Genomic DNA, 16,336 nt, shown 5'->3' on the forward strand with positions numbered 1-16,336 from the left:
CCTTGATCAGGCCGCGAGGTCTGGGGAAACCGAGCGGCAATTCTGGCAGGCGACGGACCGTCCGATCGCCGGACGCTCCACCCGCTTTGCATTGTGCGGCCGCACGATCAGCGCGACGACGGCAAGCGCCAGCGCCAGCAGGACCGTGCAACCGATGAGAACATTATCGACCCGATGGGCAAGCAGAGCGCTGCCATCAAGCCCATCGGCACCGAGTGCTGCGACAGCGACCAGCACGCTGAGACCGAGCGAGTTGCCGAGCTGGTGGGCGACATTGACCACACCGCCCGCCGCCCCCGCGTCACCGGGAGCGATACCGGCAATGCCGGCGACCGTCAGCGGGCTCAGAGTGAAGCCCTGGCCAAGCCCGATCAGCATCAAGGGCGGCGCCATGCCGAAGAGAAAGGACGTGTCGGCCGAGATCTGGCTGATAGAGACCATGCCGATCAGCGCGGAGATCAGGCCAAAGGCAAGCAGGCGGCGGTTGCCGAAACGTGGGCTAAGCCTTGGAACCAAGATCGCCGCAACGAAATTGACTGATGTTGCCGGAATGAAGGCAAGGCCGGAGGCAAGCGGGTCGAAGTGCCGAACACCTTGCAGATACTGGGTGAAGAAGAAAAAGAACCCGATCATCGCGGCGAGGAACAGGACACGCGCCAGATAGGCGCCGACCCTCTCGCGGTTGGCAAAGAGCCGGAGCGGCATGATCGGCTGCCGGGCGCGATGCTCGTTGACCACGAAGAGCGCAAGAAGCAGAAGACCCATGGCAAGCGCTGCGAGCGTCAGCGGATCGTACGCCCCCTCCTCCGCCGAACGGACGATGCCATAGACCAGCGCCGTCATGCCGAGCGTCGAGCTTACGGCGCCCGCAAGGTCGAATTCACCCGTGCGCCGTTCCGTTTCGCCGACGTACTTGTGCGCCGCGAGCATCAGGGCGATGCCGATCGGCAGGTTGATGAAGAAACCGACCCGCCAGCTGAGCCAGCCGGCAAGCAGACCGCCGAGCACCATGCCGAAGCTCGCGCCGATGCCGGCGACCGAACTGTAATAGGCGACCGCCCGCGTGCGTTCAGGTCCCTCGGAAAAATACGTCTGGATCAGCGCCAGCGTGGCGGGGGCGAGGATCGCCGAGCCGAAGCCTTGCACGGCGCGCGCGCCAAGCAGCCATTCCGGCGACGGTGCCAGCCCGATCACGACGGAGGCCGCTGTGAAGATGGCAAGCCCGGCAATGAACAGCCGACGCCGGCCGAGAATGTCGCCCGCCCGCGCGCCCAGCAGCAGGAAGCCGCCAAAGGCGAGCGTATAGGCGCTGTGCACCCAGGAAAGCCCGGCGTCGCTGAACTGCAGCTCGTCGCGAATCTTCGGCAGGCCGGTGATCACGATCGAGATATCGAGCACGATCATCAGGTAGCTGACGATGACGATCGCCAGCACCGCCGTCTTGCGGGCTGAAAGGTGTTTCATCGACGTGACGTCCATCGTCGTGCCTACTCCGCCTGCGCAGCGCCGTATTGCGCGTCCGTCACCTTTTCCATCCAGTCGACCGCCTTGCCGTCGAGCGTCTCCTGGATGGCGATATGGGTCAGGGCGGTCGTCGGTGCCGCCCCGTGCCAGTGCTTCTCGCCGGGCTCGAACCAGACGACATCGCCCGGCCGGATCTCCTCGATTGGCCCGCCCTCCCGCTGCACCCGGCCGCAGCCGGAAACGACGATCAGGACCTGGCCGAGCGGATGCGTATGCCAGGCCGTGCGGGCGCCGGGCTCGAAGGTGACGGCATTGCCGGCAGTGCGCGCCGGCTCGCGCACGGGAAACAACGGGTCGATGCGCACGGTGCCGCTGAACCAGTCCTCTGTCCCCCGGGCCGAAGGCTGCGAACCGCTTCTCTTGATCTCCATGAGGTCTTCTCCTTGGCGAACCGGACGACCCGTTCTGTTGCTGTGCACAATCTAGCGATGGCCGCCGCCAACAATTAGATGGTATAAACGGCATGGACCTATGAGAGAGATTCATGAATGCTGCGCGAGAACATCAATGACCTGATCGCCTTCGCGGCGGTGGCGCGCGAGCGCAGCTTCACAAGGGCTGCCGCCCAGCTCGGCGTTTCGCAATCGGCGCTCAGCCACACCATGCGGGCGCTCGAAGCACGGCTTGGCGTGCGCCTGCTCACCCGCACCACGCGCAGCGTCTCCCCGACCGAGGCCGGCGAGCGGCTGCTTGCCACCCTCGTCCCGCACTTCGAGCAGTTGGAAACCGAGCTCACCGCCTTGAGCGACGTGAGGGACAAACCCGCAGGCACGGTGCGCATCACCACTGCCGAGCACGCGGCAGAGACCGTGCTCTGGCCGAAGCTCGAAAAGCTTCTGCCCGATTATCCCGATATCAAGGTCGAGATCGTCATCGACTACGGCCTCACCGATATCGTCGCCGAACGCTACGACGCCGGTGTCCGGCTTGGCGAGCAGGTCGCCAAGGACATGATCGCCGTGCGCATCGGGCCGGACATGCGCATGGCGGTCGTCGGCGCGCCCAGCTATTTCGAAAAGCATCCGAAGCCCGTCGTCCCTCAGGACCTGACCCAGCACCGCTGCATCAACCTGAGGCTTCCGACCTACGGCGGCATCTATGCCTGGGAGTTCGAAAAGGACGGCCGCGAGCTAAAAGTCCGCGTCGACGGACAGCTCGTCTTCAGCCGGCTGGCGCACCGGCTTACCGCCTGCCTCGCCAGCTTCGGCCTTGCCTTCGTCCCGGAGGAATCGGCCCTCACCCACATCGCCGAAGGTCGCCTCATCCGCGTGCTCGAAGACTGGTGCGACCCGTTCCCCGGCTACCACCTCTATTACCCCAGCCGCCGCCAGTCCTCACCGGCCTTTGCTGTGCTGGTGGAGGCGCTGCGGTATCGGGGGTAATGGCGGCAAGACCGGCTCCTCCGCACGACCCGCAATTGCTGTTGAAAACCCGGGGTTGCGCCCCACATCTCTCCAGCTAAAAAAATGTTTGAGCCGGTGTCGGAATCGTCGATCGGCATTCGTCCTTAGTCCGTAGACACAAAATCCATTCCCAAGGAGCATTTCATGCGCATGATTTTCGTAAACCTGCCGGTCAAGGATCTGAAGGCCTCGCGCGCGTTCTTCGCTGCCCTCGGCTTCACCTTCAACGAGCAGTTCTCCGATGACACCGCCGCCTGCACGGTGATCTCGGACAATATCTTCGTCATGCTTTTGACCGAGCCGAAGTTCCGTGACTTCATCACCGGCGAGATCAGCGACGCCCGGAAGGGAACCGAAGTCATCACCGCCCTTTCGGCCGGGAGCCGCGCCGAAGTCGACGACATGCTCGCCAAGGCGCTCGCCGCTGGCGCCAAGCCCTGGAAGCCGGCGATCGACTACGGCTTCATGTACGGCATCTCCTTCCAGGACCTCGACGGCCACGTCTGGGAGTTCATGTGGATGGACCAGGAAGCGGCGCAGCAGCAGGGCTGATGGCCGAACTGGCATAAAGACGAGGGCCGCTCAATATAACCGGGCGGTTTCTTGTTTGTGACGAGGCACCGAGGCCTTGGGATTTCCCCGGAATATTGAGTCTTCTCGCGCGGCCGACGCCGCGCGGCTGGATTCCTGTGACGAGCACAGGAATGAGGGTGAACCGTAGACCCGTCCATTGGGAAATCTCCACGCCCGAGATCAGTGAGAGCGAGATTGTCGACTTTCCGATCACAAGGTCAGCCGCGAGGGAGTCGCCTTGTCTGGCGCTGATCTTGGGAGCCGTCCTCCTCCCCTCATTCCTGTGCTCGTCACAGGAATCCAGCCGCGGCGCGTCCGCGCCGCGAAAGACTCACTTGGCAACCGACCGATGCGCGGCCCTACCCGCCGATCAGCGCCAGCCACTCGTCCTCGTCCATGGTCTCGACGCCGAGTTCGCGGGCCTTGTCGAGCTTGGAGCCGGCACCCGGTCCGGCAACGACGATATCGGTCTTCTTCGAGACCGACCCGGCCACCTTGGCGCCCAGGCTCTCGGCCTTGGCCTTGGCCTCATCACGGGTCATCTTTTCGAGCGAACCGGTGAAGACAACCGTCTTGCCGGCGACCGGGCTGTCGCTTGCAACCGGTGCTTCCGCCGCCTCCGGCGTCACTTCGGACAGCAGGCGCGTGACGACTTCGAGATTGCGCGGCTCCTTGTAGAACTCGACGATGGCGCGGGCGACGACCTCGCCGATGCCGTCGATGCTGTTGAGTTCGTTCCAGGCGTCGCCCGAAAACGTCGCCGCTTCGCCCATTGCCGCACCGAAGTGCTCGTAGCTGCCGTAAGAGCGCGCAAGCAGCTTCGCCGTCGTCTCGCCCACATGGCGGATGCCGAGCGCATAGATGAAGCGATGAAGTGCGATCGCGCGGCGCGTGTTGATCGCCTCATAGAGCTTGCGCACGCTGACCCGGCCGAATCCGTCGATGTTTTCGAGCTTGGTCAGCGACGTCTCCTGGCGCTTTTCCAGCGTGAAGATATCGGGCGCCGTGCGGATCATGAGCGTCGGGTCTTCGCTTTCGAAGAAGAACTCGATCTGCTTCGAACCGAGGCCCTCGATGTCGTAGGCGTTGCGCGAGACGAAATGCTTCAAGTGCTCGACGGCCTGGGCCCGGCAGACGAAACCGCCGGTGCAGCGGCGCACCGCATCCACCTTGCCGGTCTTCTCGTTGATGTCGCGCACCGCATGGCTGCCGCAGACCGGGCATGTGGTCGGGAAGCGGTAGGGTTCGGCCCCTTCCTTGCGCTCGTCCATAACCACATCGACGATCTGGGGAATGACGTCGCCGGCGCGCTGGACGATCACCATGTCGCCGATGCGGATATCGCGGCCCTCGCGAATCGGCTCGCCGGAATTGCCGAGGCCCTTGATGTAGTCCTCGTTGTGCAGCGTCGCGTTGGTGACGACGACGCCGCCGACGGTGATCGGCTCCAGCCGCGCCACCGGCGTCAGCGCACCGGTGCGGCCCACCTGGATGTCGATCGCCGTCAGCCGCGTAAACGCCTGCTCGGCCGGGAACTTGTGCGCAGTTGCCCAGCGCGGCGAACGCGAGCGGAAGCCGAGGCGGGCCTGCAGGTCGAGCCGGTCAACCTTGTAGACGACGCCGTCGATATCGTAGTCGAGATCCGGCCGCTCGCGCTCGATGTGATGGTAGTGTTCGAGCAGCGCGTCGGCCGAGGTCAGCCGCTGCATCAGCGGGTTGACCGGGAAGCCCCAGGACTTGAACACCTCGACCATGCCCATTTGCGTGTCGGCCGGCATCGCCGAGATCTCGCCCCAGGCATAGGCGAAGAAGCGCAGCTTGCGGCTGGCCGTCACCTTGGCGTCGAGCTGGCGCAGAGAGCCGGAAGCGGTGTTGCGCGGGTTGACGTAGAGCGGCTTGCCCTGCGCCGCCATTTCGGCGTTGAGCGCGGCAAAGTCGGATTTCGCCATGTAGATTTCGCCGCGCACCTCGACCACATCGGGCGCGCCCGCCGGCAGCGTCTGCGGGATCATGCCGATGGTGCGGATATTGGCGGTGACGTTTTCGCCGGTCGTGCCGTCGCCGCGCGTGGCGGCCGTCATCAGCCGCCGGTTCTCGTAGCGCAGCGACATCGACAGACCGTCGATCTTCGGCTCCGCCGTGAACGCAATCGAATTGTCCGGAAGCTGCCCGAGGAAGCGATAGACCGATGCGACGAAATCGCGGGCGTCTTCGTCTGAGAACGTGTTGTCGAGCGAAAGCATCGGCCGGGCGTGGACGACCGGCTGGAAGGTGACGGACGGCGCCGCACCCACCTTCCTCGACGGGCTGTCCTCGCGGATGAGCGCCGGAAACTGCGCCTCGATCGCATCGTTGCGCCGCTTCAGCGCGTCATAGTCCGCATCAGAAATCTCCGGCGCGTCTTGGCCGTGATAGAGCGCATCGTGACGGGCAAGCTCGGCGGCGAGAAAGGCCAGCTCCGCGGCCGCTTCCGATTCGTTGAGATTCTCGACGGGTTTCAGTTCATTGGACATGCGCGACGACTCCGGATTCGGAGTCGTTTTGTAGAGCAACCATCGCGAAAGAAAAGAGCCTGTGGCTAGCCGTTGCCCGCCAGCAGGCGCGCCGCTGCGGCCCTCGCCTCTTCGGTAATCGAGGCGCCGGCGAGCATGCGGGCGATTTCCTCGGTGCGCGCCTTGTCGTCCATGCGGGCGACGCGGGTTGCGATCGTCTCGGCCTTCTCGGCCGAGGGACCCTTGGAGATCAGGAGATGCGTTGCGGCCCGCGCCGCCACCTGCGGCGCGTGCGTGACGGAAAGCACCTGGACGGTGCCGGAAAGCCGCTTCAGCCGCTGGCCGATGGCATCCGCCACGGCACCACCGACACCGGTGTCGATTTCGTCGAAGACGAGAGTCGGCGCCGAGCCGCGATCAGCAAGCGCCACCTTCAGCGCCAAGAGAAAGCGCGAGAGCTCGCCGCCCGAGGCGACCTTCATGATCGGCCCCGGCCGCGTGCCGGGATTGGTCTGGACATGAAATTCGACGAGATCGATGCCGTCGGCCGTCGCCTGCGTCGCATCGCTTTGAACTTCCACCATGAAGCGTGCACGTTCGAGCTTCAGCGCTGGCAATTCGTCCATGACGGCGGCGGAGAGTGCCGACGCCGTGCGCTGCCGCTTTTCCGAGAGCGAGCGCGCCGACGCGTCGAAGGCTGCCTTGGCAACACCGACCTGGCCTTCGAGCTGCTTCAGTCTTTCCTCGCCGGCATCGAGATCGGCAAGATCGGAGATCATGCGCACGGCGAGCGCCGGAAGCTCGGCGACCGGGACGGAATATTTGCGGCTGGCACCACGAAGCGCAAACAGCCGTTCTTCCACCCGCTCCAGCTCCTTCGGGTCGAACTCGGTGTTGCGCAGCGCCCGCTCGACCGCCATCTGCGCGTCCGAGAGCTGGTTCAGCGCCCCGTCGAGAAGCTCGACGGTTTCCTCCAGCAGACCCGGCGCCTCATGGCTCTTGCGCTCGAGCCGGCGCACAAGCGAGGCGATCAGCGGAACCGGCGAACCATTGCCATTCAAGAATTCGGAGGCTTCGTTGATGTCGCCGGCGATGCGCTCGGACTTCATCATTCGCGCCCGCTTCTCGGCTAGCTCGTCCTCTTCGCCGTCGCGCGGGCTGAGCTTTTCCAGTTCCTCGACCGAAGAACGCAGGAAATCCGCCTCGCGCGCGGCAGCTTCGACGCGTTCGCGATGCTTCTTCAGACCGCGCTCGGCGTCCTTCCAGGCGCGATAGAGATTGCCGACATGTTGCGCCTCGTCGGAGGTGCCGCCGAAGGCATCGAGCAAGGTGCGGTGCGCGTCGATGTCGACAAGCGCGCGATCGTCGTGCTGTCCGTGGATCTCGACGAGCGTCTGTCCGAGCTGGCGCATGAGCTGGACGCTGATCGGCTGGTCGTTGACATAGGCCTTGGTGCGGCCGTCAGCGGATTGCACGCGGCGGAAGATCAGGTCGCCATCATCGTCGATGCCGTTTTCGTGCAGCATCAGCCGCGCCGAATGACCGACGGGCACGTCGAAGACCGCTGTCACCTGCCCCTTGTCGGAGCCATGGCGCACCAGCGAGCCGTCGCCACGGCCGCCAAGGGCCAGCGACAGGCTGTCGAGCAGGATGGACTTACCGGCGCCGGTTTCACCGGTCAGCACCGAGAGCCCGGCGTCGAAAGCCAGATCAAGCCGTTCAATCAGGACGATATCGCGGATCGAAAGCTGGGCGAGCATCCGGGTTCGTATCTTCCTTGACGGGCGCTGATAAGGATCAGGCGCCGATGAGGTTCTTGGCAGCGCGCGATATCCAGGAGTTGCCGCTTTCACGCGGCTCCAGGCCGCCAGACTGCAGCAGCTTGAAGGAATCGGAGTACCACTGGCTGTCCGGATAGTTGTGGCCGAGAACGGCAGCAGCGGTCTGCGCCTCCTGGGTCACGCCCATCGCGTAATAGGCCTCGGTGAGGCGCGCCAGCGCTTCCTCCACCTGGTTGGTGTTCGGATACTGCTCGATGACGACGCGGAAGCGCGATACGGCCGCGAGATATTCCTTGCGCTCGAGATAGTAGCGACCGACCTGCATTTCCTTGCCGGCGAGTTGGTCGCGGGCAAAGCGGATCTTCGACTTGGCGTCGTCGACATATTCGGAGTCCGGATAGCGATCGACGACGGCCTGCATGGCCTCGATCGCTCTCATCGCCGGCTTCTGGTCCTGCGTCACCGCGGGGATCTGCTTGGTATAGGCCAGCCCCTGGATGTACTGCGCATAGGCCGCGTCTTCCGACTGCGGATAGAGATTGAGGTAACGACCGGTGGCGTTGATCGCCTCCTGGTACTGCCCGTTTCGGTAGGAAACGAAGGCGTTCATCACCAGCGCCTTGCGGGCATATTCCGAGAACGGATGCTGGCGGTCGAGCGCTTCGAACTTGCGCGACGCTTCCGTCGTCTTGCCGGCGTTGAGGTTGGCAAGGCCCTGATTGTAGAGCACTTCCGGCGGATCCGTCTCCGCCGTCAACTTGGTGATGTCGATATCGGGATCGTTCTGGCAGGCGGTAATCAGGGCGCTGCCGGCAATGGCCGCGACGATCACGGCGGCGACGCGCGCTGACTTTCTCAGATCAACAGAAACTGCAAGAACCATCGGATATTCCCGTTCCACGCTGCGGGCTTGGACCCCGCCAGACATGCGCTTTTAGAGCAAGTTACCTTGAGACCGCAACGTCATGATCGGTGATTCATGCAAATTTGTGGCGGCCCTATCATGAAAATGCCGGCCTTTCGGCCGGCGACTGGAGGAGATGATGACTTTTTTTGTTTATGCGGACCAGGGCGCAAAGCCCGGAACTGCAACTGCAACCATGTCGCGGGCGCGGGTGCGCTGACGCGGGGTCGCCGTTTCGACGACTTCGTAGGCCGTCGGATCGCTGAGAAGCGCCTTCAGTGCGTTGGCGTTCATCTTGTGACCGCCGCGGTAGGAACGGTAGCAGCCGATGAACGGCGCGCCGGCGAGCGAGAGATCGCCGACCGCATCGAGCGTCTTGTGACGAACGAACTCGTCCGTGTAGCGCAGGCCCTCGACGTTGATGACGGTGTTGTCGTCGGAGATGACGACCGAGTTTTCGAGCGAGGAGCCGAGCGCAAAGCCGGCAGCCCAGAGCCGCTCGACATCACGCATGAAGCCGAAGGTGCGGGCGCGCGACAGTTCGCGCTTGAAGACGGACGGCGTCATGTCGCCCTTCCAGGACTGGCGACCGATCAGCGGGCAATCGAAGTCGATCTCGACCTCGAAGCGCATGCCGTCATAGGGCGTGAACTCCGACCAGGACGCGCCCGATTCGATGCGCACCGGCTTGACGATGCGGATGTAGCGACGCTTGACTGCAAGGGCGCGAACGCCCACCTGCTCGATCGCGTCGATGAAGGGTTCGGAGCTGCCGTCCATGATCGGCATTTCGGCGCCGTGAACTTCGACCGTCAGGTTGTCGAGGCCGAGCGCATAGATCGCGGCCATCACATGTTCGATCGTGGCAATCGACGTCGCCGGCGACATGCCGAGAACGGTGCAGAGATCGGTGTTGCCGACCTGCGAGGAAACCGCCTTGTATTCGCTGATCCGGCCATTGGCGAGAACGCGCTGGAACACGATGCCCGCATCGGCTTCCGCCGGATGGAAGGTGATCGACACTTCTGCACCCGAGTGAACGCCATTTCCCTTCAGCGTTACCGGGCTTGCAATCGTCGTCTGAAACCCGAGCAATTCGATTCCCATTCTCGTCACTTTCAATACCTGTGGCCGATGGCCAAAACCTGCTGGCAGACGCAGCGAACTTCAGGGCACAAACAAGGCGCCCGAGAGTCTCGGAGCAAAATCCGATCCTCTGCGTTTCGAACAGACAGCGCTTGATCGAATCGCATGCGTCCCCAATTCCGAGTCTGAAAATAGGAGTTTGGAGGCACCATTCCAAATCACTGTTCGTTTCGCTTTGTTACGTATTTGCGACGGTCCGCAACATTGAATCAAACATCTGAAATGATGAAGAAAATGCAAAAATGCCCGGGCAGTTGCCCGGGCATTCGGCAAGGTGAAGGAACGGGCCTTCCAATCAGTTCGACTGACGGCGCAGGAACGCCGGGATTTCGAGCTGATCATCTTCTTGCGGGCGCGCCTGCTGCGAAACGCGACCGTGATCGTCAAGCTGGCCGCGACGCGGCGCATAGAGGCTCGCTTCCGGCGAGAGCGGCCGGCGCTGCTGGGAAGCAGCGGTCGGTGCGGAAGCCGTCATGTCGGCGGCCGCCGGGGTCTGTTCGCGCTCACGCAGGCCAAGCGAGCTGGTGATGCGGTTGAGGAGACCCATCGGGCCACGCTCTTCCGCGATCGGGGCTGCCGGCTGGGCGCGACGGTCCATCTCGGCCTTCACGACTGGCGGAAAGTCTTCGACCTTCGGCATGCGAACCTGTTCCGGCTGCTGGCGCATGACCGGAGCAACGGGCTCCTGGCGCATCACCGGCTGCGGCTGAGGCTGGGCCTGAACCGGCTGCATCTGCGGCTGCGGCTGGCGCATGACCGGAGCGGCCTCTACCGGTGCTGCACCGGCGAAAAGCTTGCTCTGGGGACGGAAGTTCTCGTCATGCGCCGGCTGAGCCGGAGCCTGGACCTGTGCCTGGGCGGCGCGGGTCGCGATATCGAGCTCGCGCTCCATTTCGGCTTCGCGGATCGCAGCCGCGATGTGATCGACAGACGGCTGCTGCTGAACCGGCTGCACCGGCTGGGCGACGGGCTGCTGCATTACCGGCTGATGAACCGGGGCCGGCTGGTGCTGGGCAACGGGCTGCTGGGCAGGAATGGCGGCCGACGGACGGACGACCGGCTTGGCTGCTACCGGACGAAAGTCAGCGGAACGACCCGCCACCTCCGCGGCCGTACGGTCGATGCCGGTGGCGACGACCGAGACGCGGATCAGGCCTTCGAGTTCTTCGTCGAACGTCGCGCCGAGGATGATGTTGGCATCCGGGTCGACTTCTTCGCGAATACGGGTTGCGGCTTCGTCGAGTTCGAACAGCGTCAGGTCGCGGCCACCGGTGATCGAGATCAGGAGGCCCTGGGCGCCCTTCATCGAGGTCTCGTCGAGCAGCGGGTTGGCAATCGCGGCTTCGGCAGCGGCCAGTGCGCGGCCTTCGCCCGAAGCTTCGCCGGTACCCATCATGGCGCGGCCCATTTCACGCATCACCGAGCGGACGTCGGCGAAGTCGAGGTTGATGAGGCCTTCCTTGACCATGAGGTCTGTGATGCAGGCAACGCCCGAATAGAGAACCTGGTCGGCCATCGCGAAGGCGTCCGCAAAGGTGGTGCGGTCGTTGGCGATGCGGAAGAGGTTCTGGTTCGGGATGACGATCAGGGTGTCGACCGACTTCTGCAGTTCGGCAATGCCCTGGTCAGCGAGGCGCATGCGGCGCGCGCCTTCGAAATGGAACGGCTTGGTGACGACGCCGACCGTCAGGATGCCCTTGTTGCGGGCGGCCTGGGCAACGATCGGGGCTGCACCCGTGCCGGTGCCGCCGCCCATGCCGGCGGTGACGAAGCACATGTGGGTGCCGTTCAGGTGGTCGATGATCTCATCGATGCACTCTTCGGCGGCCGCGCGGCCGACTTCCGGCTGCGAACCGGCGCCGAGACCTTCGGTGACGGCGACGCCCATCTGGATGATGCGCTCGGCCTTGGTCATGGTCAGTGCCTGGGCGTCGGTGTTGGCGACGACGAAATCGACGCCCTGGAGGCCTGCAGTGATCATGTTATTGACGGCGTTGCCACCGCCACCACCCACGCCAAAGACGGTGATGCGCGGCTTCAGCTCCGTGATATCCGGCTTCTGCAAGTTGATAGTCATTGTACCCGTTCCTTCTGTTTTCTGGCCGCCTTGCCGAGCCGGCCAAATCTCTCAAAGTCCAACATTTCCTTCATCCGACGCCGTCCCTGTCGGCGCCGAACGTCACTCAAAAGCTCTCTTTCAGCCATTGCCCCATGCGGGCGATGCGGCCGTTGCCGGCGCCGAGCGCCGAGAACATGCCGCCGTGGGAGGCATGGGTCTCGAGGTCGGCGACCTGCGGATAGATCATCAGGCCGACCGCCGTGGAGAAGGCCGGGCCCTTGGCAGCCGCCGGCAGCCCGGAAACCCCGAGCGGACGGCCGATGCGAACATTGCGGGCGAGGATGCGGCGCGCCGCTTCCGGCAGGCCCGTGAGCTGGCTGGCGCCGCCCGTCAGAACGATGCGCTTGCCGACGATCGGGCTGAAGCCCGAGCGCTGGATGCGGTCGCGGATGAGTTCGAGCGTCTCTTCGATGCGGGCGCGCACGATGCGCGAGACGAGCGCGCGCGGCACATGCGTCGGCTGGTCGCGGTCGTCCTCGCCGATCGGCGGAACCGAGACGATATCGCGCTCGTCGGCGCTATTGGGCAGCGCCGAGCCGTGCACGACCTTCAGCCGCTCGGCGTCCTCGATGCGGGTCGAAAGACCGCGCGCGAGGTCCGTCGTCACGTGGTGGCCGCCGAGGCTGACGGCGTCAGCGTGAACCAGTTTGCCTTCGGCAAAGACCGAGATCGTCGTCGTGCCGCCGCCCATGTCGATCGCGGCACAGCCGAGCTCGACTTCGTCGTCGACGAGCGCTGCAAGCCCGCTGGCATAGGGGGTCGCCACCATGCCCTCGACCGAGAGGTGAGCGCGGTTGACGCAGAGTTCCAGGTTCTTGAGCGCTGCACGCTCGGCCGTCAGCACATGCATGTCGACGCCGAGAACGTCGCCGAACATGGCGAGCGGATCACGGATGCCGCGTTCGCCATCGAGCGAGAAGCCCGTAGGCAGTGAGTGCAGGATGGCGCGGTCGGACCGCAGCGACTGCTGGCCGGCGGCCGACAGAACCTTGCGCAGATCGTTGGCGTCGACTTCCTGGCCGCCGAGATCGATCGTCGCGGTGTAGACGTCGCTCTGCAGCCGGCCGGCCGAAACGTTGACGATCATGCTGTCGATGGTAAGCCCGGCCATACGCTCGGCCGCGTCGACCGCGAGCCGCACGACGCTTTCGACCGCATCGAGATCGGCGACGACACCGTTCTTGACGCCCCGCGACTTCTGATGGCCGATGCCGATGATTTCGACGTTGTGGGTGCGGTTCGGCAGGATCTGGCTCTCGGCGCGCGGCGTCAGCCGGCCGATCATGCAGACCACCTTGGTCGAACCGATATCTAGCACCGAGACGACGTGAGACCGCTTCGAAGAAAGCGGCTTCAGGCGCGGCAGGCCAAAGCTGGAGGAACCGAACAAACTCATATCCGCCCCTCTTTCTTCTTTTCGGTCTCCTGCGCCTTCAGCATTTTATCCCTCGCCTTCAAGGCAACTTCGCGCCGGGTAACTGCGCCCGGCGTCAACTGAACTGTGGTTCGATCCTGCAGCCTCAGATCCACGGCAGCGATGTCGCGCTCCAGGAGCTGGTGCTGGCTTTCCATGTCGGAGAGCACTTGCATCGCCTGGGCGACGTCGTGCTCCGGCAACTTGACGATGATGCCGTTATCGAGGCGCAGGTCCCAACGGCGACCGGCGACGCGAACGAAGGCCCTCACCCGCGAGCGGATCTCCGGCCAGCGGGAAAACTCGTCGTAGAAATCGGCGGCCGCCGTTTCGGCATCGCGGCCAACGAACAGCGGCAGCGCCGCAAACTTGTTGTCGCGCAGCGGCGCAATCACGCTGCCGCTTCTTTCGATCAGCGAAAGATCGGAGCCGTGCTGCCAGATGCCAAAGGCCTTGCGCTCGGTAAGGTTGACCTCGATCGTGCCGGGATAGACCTTGCGCACCGTCACGCCCTGAACCCAGGGCATTTCCGCGATCAGCTTGCGGGCCTCGGCGATATCGAGCGCCACCAGCGACGTCGTGCCGTCCAGGCCGAGCTGCTGGAGGATATCGATCTCCGAGGTCTGGTCGTTGCCGGAAACCTTGACGTCTTCGATCGCAAATCCCGCGGCGGTGGTCGAAGCTTGCGCGAAGTTCTGTGTATGACCGCCGAGCGACATGCCGTAGAAGCCCGTCGCAGCAAAAAAGGCGAGCGCCGAGATCGTGCCGGTATGGGCCGGAAAGCGAACGCGGCCGGCACCAAGACTGACGAAGAAGCGCACGACACGACGGAGCGGACGCGGCAGCACACGGCCGCCGTCCACATCGACGGCTGCAGCGCCATCGAGGTGACGAACCCTCTTGCCCCTTCTGCCCCTCAACGCAAACACGACGCTTCCTCCACCATCCAACTCAAAAACTCACCGAAACTATAGCCGGCATGCGCGGCCATCTCGGGCACCAGGGAGGTTGGCGTCATGCCGGGCTGGGTGTTGATTTCCAGCCAGATCAGCTCGCCCTCACCGGAGGAACTGTCATCGAAACGAAAGTCGGATCGGCTGACGCCCCGGCAACCGATTGCCTGATGCGCCTTCAGAGCGAGTGTTTGTATTTTTTGGTAAATATTTGGTGAAATCTGTGCCGGAATGACGTGGCGAGAACCACCTTTTACGTACTTGGAGTCATAATCGTAGAAGGCATGACCCTGCGGGATGATTTCGGTCACGCCAAGGGCCTTGTCGCCCATGACGCCACAGGTCAGTTCGCGGCCGGCGACATAACGCTCGACCATGATTCGGTCGCCATAGCGCCACTCGCTCGAGGTTACCACCTGCGGCGGATGCGACTGATCTTCCTTGACGATGACGACGCCGAAGCTCGAGCCCTCGCGGACCGGCTTGACGACATAGGGCGGCTTCATCGGGTGCTTCGGACCGAAGGCATGACGATCCATCACCTGCGCGTCCGCAACCGGAATGCCGGAGGCGGCAGCAACGTGCTTGGCCTGCGCCTTGTCCATGGCGAGCGCCGAGGCGAGCACACCGGAATGGGTGTAGGGAATTTCCAGATATTCGAGAATGCCCTGGATCGTGCCGTCCTCGCCGAACGGACCATGAAGAGCATTGAAGGCGACGTCCGGCCGGAGTGCCGCGAGCACCTCGGCAACGTTGCGATCGACGTCGATTCGGGTGACGCGATAGCCGGCGGCCTCAAGGGCATCCGCGCAGGCAGCCCCGGACGACAGGCTAACCGGTCGCTCCGAAGAAAATCCGCCCATCAGGACAGCCACATGCTTGCCGCTCATTCAAACCCCCAAACAATACGCCACTATCGCAAGGTTTCCTTGCGTCTGGCTGATTCCGGTCCCCGCGAGTCACCGGTGCCATTGGGTCACTTGAACGGCATTATGGTTAACGAACCGTTTACTTTCGTTAACCTTAGTCGGGAAACGAAACACCCGCCGTGCGTGCACGCGCATAGGCGACAAGGCATTTTAGCGGGAGATCAAAGGGTTGCAGAGCAATCCTGAATCTATTGCGTAACAAGCAAAAAAAACGAAAAACCCGCCGCAAACGAGGCGGCGGGCTCCATTCGGACAATGAGACGAACGCTCAGTCGTCGTCGCCGACGATCTTCCAGACGATGCCGGCGATTGCCGCACCGACGATCGGCGCCACCCAGAAAAGCCACAGCTGTGCCAGCGCCCAATCGCCGACGAAGAGCGCCTGCCCCGTTGAGCGGGCCGGGTTGACCGAAGTGTTCGTCACCGGGATCGAGACCAGGTGAATAAGGGTGAGCGCCAGGCCGATGGCGATCGGCGCGAAGCCGGCCGGCACGCGGCCATGGGTGGAGCCGAGAATGATGAACAGGAAGAAGAAGGTCAGCATGACCTCGGCAGCGAGCGCTGATGTCAGCGAATAGCCGCCCGGTGAGTGTTCGCCATAGCCGTTGGCTGCAAAGCCACCGAGCTGGAAACCGGCCTTGCCGCTGGCGATCAGATAGAGCACGCCGGCAGCGGCGATCGCGCCCAGCACCTGGGAGACAACGTAGCCGACGAGCTTGTGGGACGGAAACTTGCCGGCGACCATCAGCCCAACCGAAACGGCCGGATTGAAGTGTCCACCGGAGATGCCGCCGACCGCATAGGCCATGGTGAGTACGGTGAGACCAAAAGCAAAAGAAACGCCGAGCAGGCCGATGCCGACCTCAGGAAAGGCAGCCGCCAGCACCGCGCTGCCGCAACCGCCGAAAACGAGCCAGAATGTACCCAGAAATTCCGCAGAAAGCCTTTTGAACATGCATTCGCTCCTGAAAAACGAAGCCGATCGCTTCAAGTGCCCAGAGTTTGCCACAATTTGATTCCGGTCAAGATGGGTTGTAAGGCGATGTCAAACGCGCGCAAAAGGTGAAATCGACCAAGCGCTGCTCAATATATTGCCCA

At 63.7% G+C, this 16,336-nt stretch carries 13 protein-coding genes; 2 read left to right on the forward strand and 11 right to left on the reverse strand.

Annotated elements, in window-relative coordinates; genetic code table 11:
- Positions 1-6: 6 nt before the first annotated feature.
- Both ACTJKM_RS04995 and ACTJKM_RS05000 read right to left on the reverse strand, forming a co-directional pair.
- Positions 7-1,464: an MFS transporter gene (locus ACTJKM_RS04995; protein WP_063893332.1), complete on the reverse strand. Its 1,458-nt coding sequence runs from the start codon at positions 1,462-1,464 to the stop codon at positions 7-9.
- A gap of 23 nt (positions 1,465-1,487) precedes the next feature.
- Positions 1,488-1,895, reverse strand: a complete 408-nt coding sequence (locus ACTJKM_RS05000) for a (R)-mandelonitrile lyase (protein ID WP_058321249.1) — start codon at positions 1,893-1,895, stop codon at positions 1,488-1,490.
- A gap of 117 nt (positions 1,896-2,012) precedes the next feature.
- Between ACTJKM_RS05000 and ACTJKM_RS05005 the strand changes: the two genes are divergently transcribed.
- Positions 2,013-2,906, forward strand: coding sequence for a LysR family transcriptional regulator (locus ACTJKM_RS05005; RefSeq protein WP_440659974.1), 894 nt, complete (start codon positions 2,013-2,015; stop codon positions 2,904-2,906).
- Between the two features lie 165 nt (positions 2,907-3,071).
- Positions 3,072-3,479, forward strand: a complete 408-nt coding sequence (locus tag ACTJKM_RS05010) for a VOC family protein (RefSeq protein ID WP_057253499.1) — start codon at positions 3,072-3,074, stop codon at positions 3,477-3,479.
- Positions 3,480-3,859: 380 nt separating this feature from the next.
- On the opposite strand, the gene ligA is transcribed toward ACTJKM_RS05010, so the two are convergent.
- The 9 genes from ligA to aqpZ form a co-directional block, all read right to left on the reverse strand.
- Positions 3,860-6,013 (reverse strand): NAD-dependent DNA ligase LigA, encoded by a 2,154-nt coding sequence (gene ligA, locus ACTJKM_RS05015; RefSeq protein WP_440659975.1) that lies wholly within the window; start codon positions 6,011-6,013, stop codon positions 3,860-3,862.
- A 65-nt stretch (positions 6,014-6,078) separates the two neighbouring features.
- Positions 6,079-7,752: a DNA repair protein RecN gene (gene recN, locus ACTJKM_RS05020; RefSeq protein ID WP_057253493.1), complete on the reverse strand. Its 1,674-nt coding sequence runs from the start codon at positions 7,750-7,752 to the stop codon at positions 6,079-6,081.
- Between the two features lie 37 nt (positions 7,753-7,789).
- Positions 7,790-8,656 carry an outer membrane protein assembly factor BamD gene (locus tag ACTJKM_RS05025; protein ID WP_057253491.1) on the reverse strand — a complete coding sequence of 289 codons (867 nt, stop codon included), beginning with the start codon at positions 8,654-8,656 and terminating at the stop codon, positions 7,790-7,792.
- A gap of 174 nt (positions 8,657-8,830) precedes the next feature.
- Positions 8,831-9,784: a UDP-3-O-acyl-N-acetylglucosamine deacetylase gene (gene lpxC / locus ACTJKM_RS05030; protein WP_058321246.1), complete on the reverse strand. Its 954-nt coding sequence runs from the start codon at positions 9,782-9,784 to the stop codon at positions 8,831-8,833.
- Between the two features lie 334 nt (positions 9,785-10,118).
- Positions 10,119-11,900: a cell division protein FtsZ gene (ftsZ, locus tag ACTJKM_RS05035; RefSeq protein WP_440659976.1), complete on the reverse strand. Its 1,782-nt coding sequence runs from the start codon at positions 11,898-11,900 to the stop codon at positions 10,119-10,121.
- A 106-nt stretch (positions 11,901-12,006) separates the two neighbouring features.
- A complete protein-coding gene (gene ftsA / locus ACTJKM_RS05040; RefSeq protein WP_113540714.1) occupies positions 12,007-13,338 on the reverse strand; it encodes a cell division protein FtsA in 1,332 nt (443 codons plus the stop codon).
- On the reverse strand, positions 13,335-14,285 hold the full coding sequence (ftsQ, locus tag ACTJKM_RS05045; RefSeq protein WP_057253483.1) for a cell division protein FtsQ: 951 nt from the start codon (positions 14,283-14,285) through the stop codon (positions 13,335-13,337). The genes ftsA and ftsQ overlap by 4 nt, the downstream gene beginning before the upstream one ends.
- Positions 14,273-15,199, reverse strand: coding sequence for a D-alanine--D-alanine ligase (locus tag ACTJKM_RS05050; RefSeq protein WP_057253480.1), 927 nt, complete (start codon positions 15,197-15,199; stop codon positions 14,273-14,275). The genes ftsQ and ACTJKM_RS05050 overlap by 13 nt, the downstream gene beginning before the upstream one ends.
- 307 nt (positions 15,200-15,506) lie before the next feature.
- Positions 15,507-16,193 carry an aquaporin Z gene (gene aqpZ, locus ACTJKM_RS05055; RefSeq protein WP_440659978.1) on the reverse strand — a complete coding sequence of 229 codons (687 nt, stop codon included), beginning with the start codon at positions 16,191-16,193 and terminating at the stop codon, positions 15,507-15,509.
- Between the last annotated feature and the right edge of the window lie 143 nt (positions 16,194-16,336).

Source organism: Ensifer sp. 22460 (genome assembly GCF_052044935.1).
GTDB lineage: Bacteria > Pseudomonadota > Alphaproteobacteria > Rhizobiales > Rhizobiaceae > Ensifer.